The sequence below is a fragment of the Rhizobium sp. BK196 genome (assembly GCF_014193255.1).
Classification (GTDB): domain Bacteria; phylum Pseudomonadota; class Alphaproteobacteria; order Rhizobiales; family Rhizobiaceae; genus Rhizobium.
This window is the reverse complement of the sequence record NZ_JACHZB010000009.1, coordinates 1-15222: the sequence shown is the minus strand read 5'-3', so window position 1 is coordinate 15222 and position 15222 is coordinate 1. Positions and strand designations below refer to the sequence as shown.

The 15222-nt window shown below is 58.3% G+C and carries 15 protein-coding genes and 7 pseudogenes; 12 read left to right on the top strand and 10 right to left on the bottom strand.

Annotation, left to right across the window (positions count from 1 at the left end):
* The first annotated feature begins 290 nt into the window (after nucleotides 1-290).
* Entirely contained in the window at nucleotides 291-506 is a 216-nt protein-coding gene (locus FHT78_RS24520) for a hypothetical protein (RefSeq protein ID WP_183749171.1), read from the top strand.
* 11 nt (nucleotides 507-517) lie between these two features.
* On the opposite strand, the gene FHT78_RS24515 is transcribed toward FHT78_RS24520, so the two are convergent.
* The 5 genes and pseudogenes from FHT78_RS24515 to FHT78_RS24500 form a co-directional block, all read right to left on the bottom strand.
* The gene (locus tag FHT78_RS24515; RefSeq protein ID WP_246715409.1) at nucleotides 518-1825 is read right to left on the bottom strand and encodes a lipase family protein; all 1308 of its coding nucleotides are present in this window, start codon (nucleotides 1823-1825) and stop codon (nucleotides 518-520) included.
* Between the two features lie 183 nt (nucleotides 1826-2008).
* Nucleotides 2009-2341, bottom strand: a pseudogene (locus FHT78_RS29445) (endonuclease/exonuclease/phosphatase family protein); the annotation flags it as partial.
* 9 nt (nucleotides 2342-2350) lie between these two features.
* Nucleotides 2351-2526 (bottom strand): annotated as a pseudogene (locus FHT78_RS29440) (DUF3606 domain-containing protein).
* Between the two features lie 405 nt (nucleotides 2527-2931).
* Nucleotides 2932-3771 (bottom strand): SDR family oxidoreductase, encoded by an 840-nt coding sequence (locus FHT78_RS24505; protein WP_183749170.1) that lies wholly within the window; start codon nucleotides 3769-3771, stop codon nucleotides 2932-2934.
* Between the two features lie 214 nt (nucleotides 3772-3985).
* Nucleotides 3986-4390, bottom strand: coding sequence for a GFA family protein (locus FHT78_RS24500; protein WP_183749169.1), 405 nt, complete (start codon nucleotides 4388-4390; stop codon nucleotides 3986-3988).
* 601 nt (nucleotides 4391-4991) lie between these two features.
* On the opposite strand from FHT78_RS24500, the gene FHT78_RS29695 reads away from it, so the two are divergent.
* Nucleotides 4992-5126: a hypothetical protein gene (locus FHT78_RS29695; RefSeq protein WP_281412882.1), complete on the top strand. Its 135-nt coding sequence runs from the start codon at nucleotides 4992-4994 to the stop codon at nucleotides 5124-5126.
* Between the two features lie 203 nt (nucleotides 5127-5329).
* On the opposite strand, the pseudogene FHT78_RS24490 reads toward FHT78_RS29695, so the two are convergent.
* Nucleotides 5330-5991 (bottom strand): annotated as a pseudogene (locus FHT78_RS24490) (BID domain-containing protein); the annotation flags it as partial.
* Here FHT78_RS24490 and FHT78_RS24485 point away from each other — a divergent pair.
* The 4 genes and pseudogenes from FHT78_RS24485 to FHT78_RS29435 form a co-directional block, all read left to right on the top strand.
* Nucleotides 5991-6174, top strand: a pseudogene (locus FHT78_RS24485) (mobilization protein); the annotation flags it as partial. The pseudogenes FHT78_RS24490 and FHT78_RS24485 sit on opposite strands and share 1 nt — an antisense overlap.
* Nucleotides 6171-6602: pseudogene (locus tag FHT78_RS24480) on the top strand (type IV secretory system conjugative DNA transfer family protein); the annotation flags it as partial. The pseudogenes FHT78_RS24485 and FHT78_RS24480, both read left to right, overlap by 4 nt.
* A gap of 198 nt (nucleotides 6603-6800) precedes the next feature.
* Nucleotides 6801-7256, top strand: a complete 456-nt coding sequence (locus FHT78_RS24475) for a hypothetical protein (protein WP_183749168.1) — start codon at nucleotides 6801-6803, stop codon at nucleotides 7254-7256.
* Nucleotides 7257-7767: 511 nt separating this feature from the next.
* Nucleotides 7768-8109, top strand: coding sequence for an AAA family ATPase (locus FHT78_RS29435; RefSeq protein WP_312858789.1), 342 nt, complete (start codon nucleotides 7768-7770; stop codon nucleotides 8107-8109).
* A gap of 339 nt (nucleotides 8110-8448) precedes the next feature.
* Here the strand turns inward: FHT78_RS29435 and FHT78_RS24465 are convergent, their stop codons facing one another.
* The 4 genes from FHT78_RS24465 to FHT78_RS24450 form a co-directional block, all read right to left on the bottom strand.
* Complete coding sequence (locus FHT78_RS24465) at nucleotides 8449-8709, bottom strand: hypothetical protein (RefSeq protein ID WP_183749167.1); 261 nt, start codon at nucleotides 8707-8709, stop codon at nucleotides 8449-8451.
* A 22-nt stretch (nucleotides 8710-8731) separates the two neighbouring features.
* The gene (locus tag FHT78_RS24460) at nucleotides 8732-9094 is read right to left on the bottom strand and encodes a hypothetical protein (RefSeq protein WP_183749166.1); all 363 of its coding nucleotides are present in this window, start codon (nucleotides 9092-9094) and stop codon (nucleotides 8732-8734) included.
* A gap of 19 nt (nucleotides 9095-9113) precedes the next feature.
* Nucleotides 9114-10070 carry an SDR family oxidoreductase gene (locus FHT78_RS24455; RefSeq protein ID WP_183749165.1) on the bottom strand — a complete coding sequence of 319 codons (957 nt, stop codon included), beginning with the start codon at nucleotides 10068-10070 and terminating at the stop codon, nucleotides 9114-9116.
* Between the two features lie 84 nt (nucleotides 10071-10154).
* Nucleotides 10155-11204: a PAS domain-containing protein gene (locus FHT78_RS24450; RefSeq protein WP_183749164.1), complete on the bottom strand. Its 1050-nt coding sequence runs from the start codon at nucleotides 11202-11204 to the stop codon at nucleotides 10155-10157.
* Between the two features lie 151 nt (nucleotides 11205-11355).
* Here FHT78_RS24450 and FHT78_RS24445 point away from each other — a divergent pair, with 151 nt between their 5' ends.
* The 6 genes and pseudogenes from FHT78_RS24445 to FHT78_RS24415 form a co-directional block, all read left to right on the top strand.
* Nucleotides 11356-11721: a response regulator gene (locus tag FHT78_RS24445; protein WP_183749163.1), complete on the top strand. Its 366-nt coding sequence runs from the start codon at nucleotides 11356-11358 to the stop codon at nucleotides 11719-11721.
* 230 nt (nucleotides 11722-11951) lie between these two features.
* Nucleotides 11952-12215, top strand: a complete 264-nt coding sequence (locus FHT78_RS24440) for a DUF982 domain-containing protein (RefSeq protein ID WP_183749162.1) — start codon at nucleotides 11952-11954, stop codon at nucleotides 12213-12215.
* 376 nt (nucleotides 12216-12591) lie between these two features.
* Entirely contained in the window at nucleotides 12592-12909 is a 318-nt protein-coding gene (locus FHT78_RS24435) for a PepSY domain-containing protein (protein ID WP_183749161.1), read from the top strand.
* 17 nt (nucleotides 12910-12926) lie between these two features.
* Nucleotides 12927-13526 (top strand): general stress protein, encoded by a 600-nt coding sequence (locus FHT78_RS24430; protein ID WP_183749160.1) that lies wholly within the window; start codon nucleotides 12927-12929, stop codon nucleotides 13524-13526.
* A gap of 94 nt (nucleotides 13527-13620) precedes the next feature.
* Nucleotides 13621-13976: pseudogene (locus FHT78_RS29430) on the top strand (hypothetical protein); the annotation flags it as partial.
* 76 nt (nucleotides 13977-14052) lie between these two features.
* A pseudogene (locus FHT78_RS24415) lies at nucleotides 14053-15065 on the top strand (IS3 family transposase); the annotation flags it as partial.
* Between the last annotated feature and the right edge of the window lie 157 nt (nucleotides 15066-15222).

Genomic DNA, 15222 nt, shown 5'->3' with positions numbered 1-15222 from the left:
CGCGATCGGGGGCCATTTCGGCGCCATTCCGCCTCGCCGCAGGACGCGATGCGGAAGCCCTCATGGCGGAGCCGGTCTAAACCACTTGCGCGTCAAAGCTCGCCATGCACAAATTGATTTCGGACAGGAATGTGACTGGCGACTCCGAGATATAAGTTCGAGCGGTTCCACTGTCGCCTGCACATTGATTGGAAGCGTGAAGGACATCGTTGTGCCAAACACCTTATCGTTCGCCGCGCATATACGCCAGCCGTGATGTTCGATGATCGTGCTGGGCGCCGGTCGGACGGGTGCCTTTCGTAACTGCATCCTGCCAGCGGGTGGATTTCTGGAAGCCGGCGAGTATCGGCGAGATCGCCGGACGGCGGTCGCTGACGATTGACGTCGAGCTGACCGCCGGGACCGGCGGCACTCCCGGTCAGGAGGACCTTCTTGTCGGGACGATGGTGGATGGACTACTGATCGTTCTCAGAAGATTCGCGTTCACCGCCTGCGTCAGAACGTGAGTTCTCGGATTCTAATCAACGTTATGGTGAGAATGCGGATCCGGCTCCTGCACAGGTCCAGGCGCGGAGATCTGCGAGCATTCTGCTACCACCCTCTTTTTCTCGATCAACGCGCGAGCGAAGCTGACAGAGTCTTGGAAAGACCCGTTCAATGTTCCATCATGGTCTAGTCCATCATAGCGGCGCCAAGTCACGTCGTTGCCGGCCGCACACAGAGCCGACACCAGAGCATATTGACGCATAGGCTCGACCGTGTGATCGGCAAGACCAGTCCCAATAAGCAATGGTATATCCATGGTCTTCTGCGGCATGTCCGTGGCATTCACTCTGGTGGCTGCGAGCTCCTCAAGCGGAATAGAGAATGCGTCCGCCAACGACTTTACTCCAAGCTTTTGAGCTTCTATGCCAACCTCACGGGTGCAGCCTTGCAGCGCTGTTACAAGAAGCTTTTTCCCTTTGTCGCTAAGGATTTCCTCTACACTTCGCTTTTGATCCCGCAGCCCAACTGTAGCTACGCTGAAAAACATGTTCGCAGAATTGCGCGCCGGAAGCGAAATTGGACCGTCTGGAAACGTGCTGTTGGGCGCTGTAGCGATGACACCTAGGATCTCGAGGTCAGGAGAGTATTCACGAAAGAGATTAGCCGCGCCCAGTGCGGCCCCCCCGCCCTGTGACTGGCCGGCAATTACGACTTTACCGGAAAGACGACCTGGAGCAGCAGCCGAAGCAGCACGCACCGAATCGAGGATTGAGCGTGCTTCCGACTGCCAATAAAGGTATGGATGGGGTCCCGGCCCCCCGAGCCCTTGATAATCCGTAGCAACCACAGCAAAACCGGCACCTAGCCACTGGTTCACATAGGCGGCATCTCGCTTTTTCAGCCCTGCCCAGGAAGGCGCACAGACATCGGCTATGCCGAGGGTGCCGTGGCCCCATGCAATCAGTGGCCACCCCTCAGCCGGAGGCGGACCCGCCGGGAGGTACAACATGCCGCTGACAGGCAGAAGTCCTGAGTTCCATCGCGCATCTGTGGATGTGTAAAGGATACGTAGGACTTCGCTCGCCGATTCTAAATCCTTTTGAACCGGCGCAGACTCCTTACGCAGCAGATGTCCCGGCTTTTCAGGCAATTCACCATCCCATCGGTAGAACGGCGACAGCTCCATGTCACCAACTGCGGGCCCGGTGGGAAGTACACTCGTGACGGAACGTTCTGCTTCCGCTCGCACTTCAACTTTAAATCCGCTCATGGTGGTCACTGTTGTTGCGGACAGCGCTAGAGCACAACAAACAATCGTTAGGTGTACTTTTGAACCCATAATCTTCCCTCATTTAATGTGCATGCCGTCGGCGGCTTATGCGTCTGGCAGCCGACCTTGCGAGACCACCTAACGGTCGAGGCTTCAATGCATCGCCGTAATGCAATCTACACAGGTGCGGGGGCACGATTATTTTATTGTGTTACGAAAAATTGCGACTTTGCCGGTTCTGCTCGGGGCGAGATATGGATTACCGTTCGGTAGATAGAGCCCTCCGATGACAATGCCGTCGACGATCGCCTCGATCTAGCGGCTGTGCTCGTCTTCCGGTTCACTCGGCAATCCCTTTCTCGTGAGGTGCGGCTCCCGCCCATTGGCAACGATCGCGACGCCGTTCCATGGCTTCTGGCCCTGCCGCACAGCCCCGTAGCCCGCAGCCTCGATCGCCTTGACCGGAAATTTCTCCTGCGGCGCCTTCAGCTCCTGCAGGCAGACGACGTCCGGCCCAGCCTCTTCGAGCCATCGGATGAGAACTTCAAGCCGGCCGTTGACGCCTTTGACATTATAGGTCGCGATCTTAACGGCCTACAGACGGCCGATTTCCTGCTCGACCTCTTGCGAGAGTTGCCGGCGCTTTTCACGGCTTTCTTAACCGTGTCCTTGGAAACGCCTTCCTTCTTAGCCTCGTAGCGGACCTCATGATCCTGTCCGCCAGCGACCTAGGCTCGATCCCGCGCTCTGCCTCGGGACGTGCTCGCCAGCGAAGTCCCCTACGATTTCATTTCGGTCAAAAAACGGATGCCGATTCAAGAAGTTCCGGCCGGCCGCGGTGAACAAGTCAACCACCGGGCCTATATCCTTTGCGCAGCAACAATCGATCCCGCGAAATCGGCGAACACGCGTGTCTTTGCATTGTCAGCCTGTCGGTGGCGAACACCGCCCAAAGATCGATCCTCGGAGTTTCCTGTCTTCTAGGACGCGCCGCACGCTGCGATCAGCCAGTTCCAGCGCATCCAGTCGGAGGCGACCGCCAGGCCCGGATGAGACAGGACGGCTGTGCGAACCCGCGGACATGAATTTACCGACGGATAGCGCAGCGGTACCATCGGCGCCGCATGTTCATTCAGGCACTTTGCAAACGGGGCTCTCCAACCACCAACTTATCTTCAAAGCCTAGCTTGTTCGACGGAGCTAAAACGCAATGCTCTACCGTCTGCCGCGACTATCGCATCCATCTCCTCTGCGAGCACATCGCGATCATCGACACCGCGCAAGAGACGGCCAGCCAGAGTATCGAAGCGTCCGGCAGCGATGTCGGCAATCAAGAGTGCAGCCCGCGACGGTTCGATGTTGACACCATCCTCGAAAAGCTTCTGGATCCCGGGCAAGTAGATTTTCCCGGCCTCCGACGATAGCTGCAACTCGGTCATCGCCGTGCGAACAAGACCGGGATCGACGGCGAACGCGCGCACGTTGTTGCCAATGGTTGTGTCGTTCAGACACTCCGTGAAACGCATGATGGCGGCCTTGCTGGACGCGTAGCCAGAGCCATGAGGAAAGCTGTTGCCCGTTCCGCCACCAACGAGGTTTACGATCCGGCCGCTGCTCTGCGCCAACATCATAGGGGCGGCCGTGCGGCAAGTGTTGAATGTACCACGAAGATTGATCTCGACATCCCGCCACCAAACAAGGGGATCACAGTCCCAAATAGGACCAAAGCCCTGAAATGAGCCGTGGTTGTTGATGAGAATGTCGATCGGGCCCAATTCGCTCGCAACGCGAGCAAAGGCACTTTCAACGGCGGCAAGGTCAATCAGGTCCGTCGAAACAGCGATCGCTTCACCGCCCGCTTCGTCAATGAGAGAGGCTGTTTCCTCAATCTCGGTGGCCGTTCGCGCCAACACGGCGACCTTTGCCCCTTCCCTGGCCTGCTGTAGAGCGATCTCTCGACCTATTCCTCTGCCGCCGCCAGTTACGACGGCGACCATGTTTGAAAGGCGGGTCATGCTTACTCCTATGGCGTTTTAGAAATCGATTGCATACACAAAAATATGTATGCCTCGACGGCTGATGGCAATAACGGCGGCTCGACTTCGATCTCGGGTGAGGTCCAATTTCAAGGCGTCGTACCGGGAGCCGCTGGGCGCGCTGGCCGACTTTCGTCGCTTTCCTTCTGGGATAAGACGGAAACCCGTTCGGTTACGTCTTCTGCTGGGACGCTCAATCCCCCGGTCGACCTGGAAGTCCAGTCAGATCCTGCGCCCACGCCAAAGCCGAGGAGCACCAGATCTGCGAATGGGGCTTCAGCCCCCGACGCTGATTGACAGTTCCCAGTCTGATCCCGACCTGCTCGGCGTCTTCATTCTCTCCCGTCGTGTAGATGGGCGATCCGCAATCGGAACAGAAGAACTGCAGCCGCCGACGACCATTGTCGGCGGTCTTAACATAAAGTTTAGGCTCACCTGACGTGATATGGAACTGGCTACGTTGTGTGCTGACGGTCACCCTATAGGCGGTGCCAGTCAATCTCTGACAGTCGGCACAATGGCAGATCGCGACGTCTTGCAGATCGACCTCGGCTTCATATGTGATCTTTTCGCATTGGCATGCGCCATCGATGTGCATGTCAGCTCTCCATCCAGTATTGCTGCTTCGGGACATAGAGGATGGCCCTGACAAGTCGACATCTAGTCCTGCCTCGCCGCGCTACCTTCTTGATTCTGCGCATGGGCCGCTCACGGGATCTTCTGCAGTAGATGGAGAAAATATGAAAAACGTGGCAAGTGACGTGGGATGTCTAGTCAACAAAGCCGATAGATGTCGGTCGCATAGAACATCACCCCTCACCCTTCCCCGCCTCGGCGGGGTTCTCTCCCCAGCCGACGGGGAGGAAATTGCATTAGAAATCGCAGCCGTCGCGAATCGACAACTCAAGTCGCCCTCCCAGTCACTGATTGACTTTGAAGAGGTCCCCTCTACGCAGCCGGTAGAAGACGCTATCCTTGACTGATGCGGAGTTCGTCACCATCTTCATCACATGTTGATCTTGCATCATGATATCGTCGTAAGACGGGTGTTCCTCATCGCAGGAACTTGACCCCCGGCTGGCCGCATCGCATCCAGCCGAGGGGGTTGGCGGCCGAGGCTGGGAGTCTCCCCGCATTTTCTCAACAATTCCATCATTCGCCGTCGCAGAACCTGGTTCGCGGCGTGCAGGAGTTATCGAATGGCAAGCAGCTGGACCTCGCGAAGACCGGCGATCACCATAGGCAAGGGCGAACATGGAAGGCTGACCAAACTCGCCGAGGCGCATGCGTCCAAGAACCCTGATGCGTCTGACGCGCTTCTTCAAGAACTGTAACGGGCGCGCGTTGTCGACGACGCCCTCGTCCCTTCCGATGTCGTCCAGATGGGCTTCGAAGTTCGCTTTACCAGCGATCTGGGCGATGATAGGCAGGTGACCCTCGTGTTTCCCGGAGAGGCAGACATCCCAATCGGCTTCGCCCTGTTAGATCGCCGACTGGAATTCTATACGCTTTGTTTGGCGCGATGGCCTGCATCAAATCACATGCTCAATCCCAGTGTGTTGGTGCTGCCAAGGGAGCGTTTCAGCTCCAGCCGCTGGGTAAGCTCGGCGCGATGGCTGCGGTCGGCAAGCCGCGTGACATCGCGGATACGCTCGATGTCACCACCTGACCTGACCCTGCCCGCTTCAGCTGTTCTGCAAGGTCTGCGGGATTGGCGCGACCGAAGCGTTTTTCGATCGCGCTCACGACTTCTTTTGCTTCGTCCAACGCTCTGCGACCTTCAGGAGTCATTGCCAACTCGCCAACTGGCCTGCTCTTCTCCGACGACGGCAGACCGTCGAGCTCGCGAAGCAGCGTCTTCGATCCATCGCTGAGATCTGGCACCGCAATCACGTCCTGCCTTTCCCGCTTCCGGCGTTCGGAATTGGTCTCGGCCTCAAGTCGCCGCTGCCAGGTTTTGCCGCACTGCTCGACGTGAGCTGCCAGCCCCTTGATGAGGCCGAGCGCCCGGCGACGCGCAGCATTGTCTTCGAACATGCCGGTCCTGCCGAGGAGTGTGCCTATCGTTTGCGGCGACGATTGGAGCTGTCTTGAGATTTCGCGAGGATCTGAATTCCCGTCAAGGATGCGGCCGCGCAGTCCCTGCATGGCTTCTTCGGCATTCGAGAAAACGTGTTCCGCAAGTGATCGCGCCGGCTGCCCTTGTGCTGCATCGGCTGGAGAAAAATCGCGACCTGCAGATCACAGAAGGACTGGCCGCGTGGCTTCGATCCGAATTGCCGAAGTTCCTCACCCGCGACGGCGACCGGGATCTGTTCGACGATCTTCTGAAACAACAGCTGCCCGAGCCGTCGATCGGATAGTGGGAGTGCAGCATTATGATGTATGCTAGTCAGATCAAAGCTGCGTTCGCCAATATGATGCGCACGGCAGCCCGCGATCCGCTCTCAGCGATCGTCGCGCTTATCACTTTGCCGCTCAGATATGCCCGGTCGTTCCTCAAGGGATCTGTAACTTATCTGATTGCCATCTACGGCCTGCGTGTGATCCTCGGCAGCAGCAAGGGTGATATCCTCCGGCACGTCGGCGATTGGGCATTCGTGCTGTTTGCCGTCGTATTGCTGATCCGCTTTTTGACGGCGCCGCTGGTTGGGCATTTCGGAACGATGAGTGAATCGGACACGCACGGGACGGCGCGCTTCGCCGGCGCGCGAGAAATCGCGCCGCTGACGAAATCCGAAGACGGATTGCTGATCGGCCGCTTACGGAACAACGGCCAGCTTCTCCGATATCAGGGACCGGCCCATCTGCGCAAAAAGGATTATGTCGACGTTCCGACCTTGCTGGGCCGCCCGCGAGCGCGGCGGTGGCTACGATGATTTGTCAGCGCGACCGTTCATCGGAGGTTCATTGAGCAGGGCTCCCAATGGAGCCCTTCCGTTATCGGCGCCATAGCTCAGGCGGAAGAGAAGATTGAAACGTCAACATCATCGACTGAGGCCAATCACATGTCGCACAAATTGCTTCTCTCCGCTGCCGGATCGTTGCTTGCTGCATTTATCATGTCGACGCCGGCGCACGCGCTGACGATGAAGGAATGCAGCACAAAATATCAGGCGGCAAAAGCTGACGGCTCTGCCAAAGCCATGAAATGGAACGATTTCCGCGCCAAATTCTGCGGCGCGGACGCTGCTGCCGCCGATAAGGAAGACGAGGCGGACGTCGCAAAGACCACCGACAAAGAGCCTGAAAAGGCGACGACCGCGGCGCCGAAGAGCGTCAAGTTCCCGAAGGCGATCGACAAGAAATATTCAAGCGAGACGCCCGCAAAGGCTCGCCTCCATACCTGCGTCGATGCCTATCATTCGGCCAAGGATGCCGGCACGCTTGGAGATCTGAAGTGGATCCAAAAGGGCGGCGGCTATTGGAGCCTTTGCAATACAAGCATCAAGGCTGCTGGCTGAATGTAACACTAGAGAACGCAGAAGGCCGCCGCAAGCGGCCTTTTGCTTGCTAACGACCGCCCTGTCACCGACCGGGTCGTCTTGCCGCAAGCCCGAACCCAAACCGGACGAAAGCAGCGAGGGCCAGCGTTCATTCCTTTTCGCCTTGAACGGAATCGAACCGCCCTTCAGCGGGCAAGATTCTATTTCGCATCAATGACATCCGATACATAAGAATGGAGGGCGTTTGAGACCGATGCTTCTGCATTTGGGTCGACCGCCGGCGGCAATCGGCAACTGGCTCATTCCATCCAGCAGCAGCGATCAGGAACGCAATGAGGCCCATAAATGGGGCTTCTCACTCGTCCCCAACAGAGTTCGCGAATGAACACGTGCGAAATCGCGATATGGGGTGCTATGGCAAGCTCTACCATCCTGGCAAAGGAAATTGACCGTTATCGAAACTCTGATTTATGATTTACGGTAATGATTATACCCAGACCCTCTCGAACAGGCCTTGGCGCACACACCCGTGGTCGCGCTAGTCGGCGCACGTCAGGTTGGCAAGACCACGCTCGCTCGCAAACTTGCGGATCGAGTACAAGGCACAATTTCTCTGGACCTGGAACGCGTAGGTGACCGACGCAAACTGGAAGATGCGGAAGCGTTCCTCCAAGCTCAAGTGGGGCATTTAACGGTGCTCGATGAGGTACAGCGATTGCCGGCGCTGTTTGCAGAGCTGCGGGGATCGTTGACGATCGGCCACTCGCGAGATTGTTTCCGACTGATCCGGTCTCGCCCTCCACGTCAAAAAGCACGCGGGCTTTTTTGCTCGCAAGCGGTCTCCCTATTTTTCTGTGGAACTTTTTATTGAGCTTTGCGTTCGGAGCGACGGGGAATGCGCACGCTCGCGCGCTTCCCGACCTTTCCAGTTACCGCACTCCTTGCCCCGCCCTATGCGGGGCATTTTTCGCTAGGCTGCCAGGCACCAAGAAATCGTTGACGTCAAAAACTCGCATCGGACTTTGGTCCGTTGCACACCGTGGTGCGTCCGCTAACTCCTATCCTGCTGGCGCCTTTAAAGTCGGTATGAAGGGTGTCTTTCCGTAACCGGGTGGCACCCTTTTCTCAGGCCGCGGATCATCGAAAGCACGACGCTGTGACCGCCGACATATGTCACGTGGTATTCACACGACAGTCTTCACCCTCACTTTTAGCTTTTCGCACGAAGCCGGTCAGTAAGACGTGTGACTGTGGGGTACTGCGCAACGAATTCGACACCTCTCCCGAATTTGATCAAGTCATCCTCATCTAAGGATCCGGGCCGGCGGATGTGCGGACGGTCGTTGTCGTCCATCTCCATGCCTCTTAGTTCGAAGCTGAAGATCGAGCCGTAGAAATGAAGCGCCTCCTCGACGTCGTCGATTTCGAGCGCGACGTGATTGACGCCGACGAGGCGACGTTTCGAGGTCATGTTGCAGCCTCCTCCCGCTTGGTCATCGCGTCTTCTCCGTTCCGGATGGCGTGGTGACCTGCGTCGGGCCGCCGCCGTTTCCGCTTGGGGAAGGAGATCGATCCGTCGCTTCAGGCGGTTTGCTTGACCCGTCGGCGGCGTTGTTGTCGAAGGTTCCGGCACCGGAAGGCTGGGCGTTTATCGGGTCGTTTGACGTCGCTGCAGTCGTCCGGCCATCCGTCCGGTCGATATTTTCGCCCCAGATCTCGACGCCGCCCCAGACGATCATCGCGAGCACGAGGCCGCCGACCAAAACAAGGAACACGGACTTCCCGTACCGACCCTGCCGGGCTTCCGTTGCAGTCTCGGTAACGCGGGCATTCCGCCTGTCTCTGATTTCGGTCATGACGTCCTCCGTTCCTGAACTAGTAACCGCCGACGATCGGAATGATTTCGCCGGTGATGTAGCTCGACATCTGCGGGGACGCGAGGAAAACGTAGGCCGGCGCGATTTCTTCGGGCTGGGCCGCACGCTTCATCGGCGTCTGGCTGCCGAACTTCGCGACGTCCTCCGCCTGCTTGTCGGAAGGATTGAGCGGGGTCCAGACCGGTCCCGGCGCGATTGCGTTCACACGGATGCCCTTCGGCACGAGTTGGCTCGACAGAGCCTTCGTGAAGGCATGGATGCCGCCTTTCGTCATCGAATAATCCAGCAGCTCCTTGGAGCCTTCGAGGCCGGTCACCGAGCCGGTGTTGATGATCGCCGAGCCGTTCTTCATATGCGGGACGGCGGCCTTGGCCATGTAGAAATAGCCGTAGAGGTTTGTCTTCAGCGTTTCGTCGAAATGCTCGTCCGTCAGGTCTGCGATTTCGGCGGTGTGGACCTGGAAGGCGGCGTTGTTGACGAGCACGTCTAGGCTGGAAAACTCCTTTATCGTCTTCTCGACCGCCTGGCGGCAGAAGTTTGCGTCCTTCACGTCGCCGCGGATGACGAGGCACCTGCGGCCTTCCTTCTCCACCGCAGCCATGGTCGCCTCGGCGTCCTCGGCTTCGTCGAGGTGGACGATCGCGACGTCGGCGCCCTCACGCGCGAAGAGGATCGCAACGGAACGACCGATGCCGGAATCGCCTCCGGTGATCAATGCGACCTTGTCCTTCAGCTTTTCCGAGCCCTTGTAGAAGGGCGCGTCATACATCGGGGCGAGTGGAAGATCGGCTTCGGATCCTGGCTTGTCCTGATGGACCTTTGGAAACGGTGGCTCGGGATAGCGGCGAGCGCCCGCCTGCATCGCGCCGGGTTCCTTCGGCTTCTGCTTCTTGTCCGCCTTGTCGACTTGATCCTGGATTTCTCGCTGCTTTGCGGCTGTGGCTTCTGACGTCATCGAAAATCTCCTTCTCTTACTTAGAACGTTGGCGGTTGAAAAAGGTTACGTCGGCGCAGCCTGTTCGGCCTCGGAGGGGCTGCCTCAAGGCTTGTGTCTCAGACCGCCGCCCACGCGGTCGAGGGATGGGAGCTCAATGCGCAGTTGGAGCCCTCCGTTTCCCCAGGTCCTGTGGATTGATCCACCAAGCTGCTTCTCGACCACCGCGCCAAGGAGGACCGTGCCGAAACCATATCCGTGCCGCTCAGCCGGGACAGGGCCACCTTCCTCGTTCCAGTGAAGCACCAGACCGTTTCCTTCTTTTCTCCAGTCGATAGAAAGTGTGCCTTTTCCGCGCGAGAGCGATCCATGGACCGCGGCATTGGCTGCAAGCTCGTGGACAGCCAGCCCAAGAGGCTGAACCGATGGTGCGGGAACCATGATCTCCGGCCCCTGGACGTCGACTTGATCGCCGCCAAAGACGGCGACCTGGGTGCGAATGATGGATTCGAGACTAACTTCCTGCCAGCCGCTCTCCGCGAGCAGCATGTGAGTGCGCGACAGCGCCTGAACGCGCTGCTGGACCGAAGCCGAATAGGCTGCTGAATTCTCCGACTTGCTGAGGCGCACGATGCTGTCGACGATGGCGAGCACGTTCTTGGTTCGATGATCGACTTCCAGAAGCAGCCTGTGCTCGGCCTCTTCCAGCGTCTGCACACGCCGCAGCTCGGTGACGTCGACCTGCGACGCGAAGAAATAGGCAACGGCACCTGCCTCGTCCCGAAGGGCGGACAAATGGAGTTGGTTCCAGAACGGTGTGCCGTCCTTCTTGTAATTCAGGATCTCGATTGTCGCGTCGCGCCTTTGCGCGATTGCCGCACGGATCTCCGCGACGGCTACGGGGGACGTGTCTGGACCTTGAAGGAACCGGCAGTTCCGGCCGATTATCTCTTCGGCACAATAGCCCGTCAGCTCGACGAAGGCGTCGTTCGCAAGAACGATCCGCATATCGGGCTCGCGGGCGTCGGCGACCACCATTGGCATCCGGGTTCGCTGGAATGCGAACGATGCCAGTTCCTTGCGGTCTGCCATTCCCTGTTCAGAAGCTGCTGCTGGGATATCTCCATGGATTTCGGGCCGGTCGTCTGTGCGCACGTGGTCACCTCATTTTTCGAACTGAACGTGAGGAAACGAGAAAGGTTTCGCAAGGCAAGGACAGCGAGGCGCCTGCGACGCTCAGCCCACGAAAACGTGGGTTGCGACGCCGGCCCAAGACAACTACGCTCCTTGTGCGGAGGGGTATCGCGTGAAGCTCGGAAACGTTCTCGTCCTCGAAGACGAACCATTCATCTCGCTCGACATGGAGGAGATGCTCAAGGAGTTCGGAGCAGCGTCCGTGACGTCGCTGGACACGAGAGCGGATGCGCTGGCATGGCTGGCGGTGAACACGCCGGATCTCGCAGTCGTCGATCCGAGGGTGAACGACGGCCTGTGCACGGACGTCGTCGAGGCTCTCGCGCAGATGAAAGTTCCCTTCGTGGTGTATTCCGGGGCCGATGTCGACCAGAGTGACGTTGCGGCCGAAGCCTTCTCGGCTGGAGAGTGGCTTTCGAAGCCGACGATGCCGGAGATCATGGCCGAGGTGCTGGGGCGGGCAACGGCTGGCCGATAGGTCGGAAACGCTTTGCCTAGCCCGCTATCTTGTCGGACGACGAGCGTGCTCCGCCGACCCCTAAAGATCTGGACCAGATCCCACCCTGGCGATCGCTGAGATCGACCAAGCTGAGCACGTCAGCTCAACAGCTCGAATAAATCGGAGCAATGGATTCGATGCCTTTGCATCCAAACGAGTGCAATGTATAGTTGCTGCGTTCCATTGATGATTGTCGTTTGAGGGCGACTATGAAGTGGCGTACAGTCAGACCGATCGAGCCAATTGTTCTGGTCTTTCCGGATAAACAGAGGCGGAAAACAGTCCGCACAGCTCGCGATGCAGCCGAAGCCCTCCTTCACGAATGGCCGCACGACGATGGCGAGGAGTTCTGTGCTGCCGTCAAAGTCTGTCTGGATGTCATCATCGGTCGCGGCGATCCACATCACCTTCGAACCGCCATGTTGCGCGCCGCTGGCGAAGCCGGAGTGATCGCAATAGCCGCTATTCACTGATTGCGGTCAAACGTCTTCTCCTCCGCCATCAGGGCTTACATTCGCCTGGGCTTCTCTCGAGGTGACGCGCGGCTCATCTGTGAAGTCGGCAATGAACGATAGAATACGGCGCCAGGGCCGACAGGATCAACTTAGCCGCCATCACCTGCCTCTTCAGCTTGCCCGAAGATCATGGCGCCAGTCAGGAGGGCGCAACGTCAAGCGTTGGATCGTCCAGATCCGCAACGCCTCTCAGTTGCGATGACCGGACGGGCATTCGACGAATCTGCAGATATTGGTTCGAACCTTCAGCCTAAAGTCCGATGGCGGAACAAACAGTTTATCACGGGGTTGAGCAACGGATCCAACGACGAAGATCCGAGCTAGAGAGGAAACTATGAGAAAGATCATTCTTGCCGCCGCACTCGCCTCCGTATCAACTCTTTCAGCCGTTGCTCAGACTGCACCCGCAGCCAACAGCAATGGCAACACCCCGGCGGTTGCGACACCGGACACGAAGAACCCCACGGCCCCGGTCGAAGGCGCAAACAGCTTTACGGAAAGTCAGGCCAAGGACCGGATCGAGAAAGCCGGTTATACCGGGGTCAAGGACCTCAAGAAGGACGACCAAGGCATCTGGAATGCCGCCGCCATGAAGGACGGCAAGGCCGTTACCGTCGCACTGGATTACCAGGGCAACGTCGTCGCCAATTAATCTCAAGGAGATCATCTATGAGAACTGTAACCGGACTGTTCGATGACTACGCAGATGCCAGCGCGGCGGTAAGTGACCTTGAAGCTGCAGGTGTGCGGTCTAGCGATATCAGCATTGTCTCCAATAATGCCGACAGGCGGCATGGGGATTCGAATGCAGCAGAGGGCGCTGGAACCGGGGCCGGAATCGGCGCTGTGGTCGGTGGCGCAGGTGGCCTCCTCACTGGCCTTGGCTTGATGGCGATACCAGGTGTCGGGCCGGTTGTAGCGGCAGGCTGGCTTGCAGCGACCGCTGCTGGCGCGGCGGCGGGTGCAGTCGCCGGCGGTGCGGCCGGGGGCATTATCGGCGCTCTCACCGAGTCCGGTGTCCCGGAACGCGATGCCCATTTTTATGCGGAAGGCGTTCGTCGGGGCGGTACATTGGTCACCGCCAAGGTGGACGAAGCCATTGCACCCGAAGCCGACGCGATCTTGAAACGCTCAAGCTGGGTTGATCCGGCCGAACGCCGTAGTGCCTATGAACAGCAGGGATGGACGCGCTTCGATGACACGCTTGATCCCTATAATGCCAAACAAGTCGAAGAGGAGCGGCTCCGCTATCGGCGTCGCACTCTCTGACTAAGCAACGAAGGGCGCCGAAAGGTGCCCTTTCCCCAATTGCTAAGCAATTTCCTTCGGCCCGGCTCATCGGGCAAGAATACGCCCCGAGATAATGGCGCCACTACGAGGCTGGGCGCCGCGAGCAAACGGCTGTTCGGCCACGCTCCCTTCGGTCACTGGAACACCATGACGTTCATTGCCGCCCTGCGTGTCGATCGCGTCAGCGCGCCATGGGTCATCGACGGGCCGATCAACGCGACGACCTTCTTAGTCTATGTCGAAAAGGTGCTGGCGCCGGAGCTGAAGCCCGGCGACTACAACAATTTCCGGCCGCACTCATCGCTCGGATACCAGACGCCGGCGGACCATGCCGGAACTATCGCCGCAACCGGCTCTAACGCTACGCAATGTGGAAGCTTCGCGTTTCCGCCGGTTGCTCCCACCGCGCCATTTGGCGTATCAAAATGATCTGAACCCTTCAAACTGGACCAGTTTTGGTTAGAGTTTTCCGGTGCATTTCCTGGCTGGGAAAGGACGGAAGATGATGAAGGCATCGCAGTTTTCGGACGCGCAGAAGGCGTTCATTCTGAAGCAGGGTGATGAAGGTGTGCCGGTGGCGGAGATTTGCCGAAAGGCGGGCATCAGCCAGGCGACCTATTTCAATTGGAAGAAAAAGTACGCTGGCATGTTGCCGCCGGAGATGAAGAAGCTGAAACAGCTCGAAGACGAGAACGCTCGGCTGAAGAAGATCGTCGCGGACCTAACGTTGGACCGCGAGATGCTGCAGGATGTCATCCGCCGAAAGCTTTAAGGCCTGCTCGCAAGCGGGAGGTGGTTAAGGGCATGTGCCGCGATTGGGCGATCTCGATCCGGCAAGCTTGTAGGGCACTGAACTTCGGTCGGTCGACCTACCACTACACCTCTCGCCGTGCCGATCAGGCCGGCCTGGAACGTCGTATTCGTGAGATTTGCGAGACCCGTGTCCGTTACGGCTACCGTCGTGTTCATGTACTCCTGGAACGCGAAGGTTGGGGCACCAATATCAAACGAACTTATCGGATTTACAGGGACTTAGGCCTTCAACTACGAAATAAAACGCCGAAGCGCCGAGTCAAAGCCAAGCTACGGGAGGACCGGCAAAAGGCCGTTGAACCCAACGATGTCTGGGCGATGGACTTCGTTCACGACCAACTCGCGACCGGCAAGAAATTACGAGTGCTGACGGTGGTCGACACCTTCTCGCGCTATGTGCCGGTGCTTGATCCGCGGCATAGCTATCGGGGAGAAGATGTCGTGGAAACATTGGAACGGGTATGCCGGCAGGTCGGCTATCCGAAGACGATCCGTGTCGACCAGGGGACGGAGTTCGTTTCACGCGATCTCGACCTCTGGGCCTATGCCAAAGGCGTGACCTTGGACTTCTCACGCCCTGGCAAGCCGACTGACAACGCCTTCATCGAGGCGTTTAACGGCCGCTTCCGGGCGGAATGCCTGAACCAACACTGGTTCCTGACCCTTGCGGATGCCCGCGAAAAGATGGAGGATTGGCGTAGAGACTTGTATGAGGCGGGTTTTGTCAATCCATGGCAGTGCCTTCCGAAGAGTTCGAATCAATTCCATTTTGAAGTTTGCAATCGTCTGGCTGCTCTGGCACCGCTGGTGCCTCCACTTGTATCCGGTCGAAGCTTTGCCCCGGACCATAATCCCGATTCAT

What these genes read in the sequence shown, in the direction of transcription:
- FHT78_RS24515 (WP_246715409.1), bottom strand. Translation starts at nt 1,825, where the DNA reads ATGGGTTCAAAAGTACACCTAACGATTGTTTGTTGTGCTCTAGCGCTG.
- FHT78_RS24505 (WP_183749170.1), bottom strand. Translation starts at nt 3,771, where the DNA reads ATGACCCGCCTTTCAAACATGGTCGCCGTCGTAACTGGCGGCGGCAGA.
- FHT78_RS24500 (WP_183749169.1), bottom strand. Translation starts at nt 4,390, where the DNA reads ATGCACATCGATGGCGCATGCCAATGCGAAAAGATCACATATGAAGCC.
- FHT78_RS29695 (WP_281412882.1), top strand. Translation starts at nt 4,992, where the DNA reads ATGGCAAGCAGCTGGACCTCGCGAAGACCGGCGATCACCATAGGCAAG.
- FHT78_RS24475 (WP_183749168.1), top strand. Translation starts at nt 6,801, where the DNA reads ATGTCGCACAAATTGCTTCTCTCCGCTGCCGGATCGTTGCTTGCTGCA.
- FHT78_RS24465 (WP_183749167.1), bottom strand. Translation starts at nt 8,709, where the DNA reads ATGACCTCGAAACGTCGCCTCGTCGGCGTCAATCACGTCGCGCTCGAA.
- FHT78_RS24460 (WP_183749166.1), bottom strand. Translation starts at nt 9,094, where the DNA reads ATGACCGAAATCAGAGACAGGCGGAATGCCCGCGTTACCGAGACTGCA.
- FHT78_RS24455 (WP_183749165.1), bottom strand. Translation starts at nt 10,070, where the DNA reads ATGACGTCAGAAGCCACAGCCGCAAAGCAGCGAGAAATCCAGGATCAA.
- FHT78_RS24440 (WP_183749162.1), top strand. Translation starts at nt 11,952, where the DNA reads ATGAAGTGGCGTACAGTCAGACCGATCGAGCCAATTGTTCTGGTCTTT.
- FHT78_RS24435 (WP_183749161.1), top strand. Translation starts at nt 12,592, where the DNA reads ATGAGAAAGATCATTCTTGCCGCCGCACTCGCCTCCGTATCAACTCTT.
- FHT78_RS24430 (WP_183749160.1), top strand. Translation starts at nt 12,927, where the DNA reads ATGAGAACTGTAACCGGACTGTTCGATGACTACGCAGATGCCAGCGCG.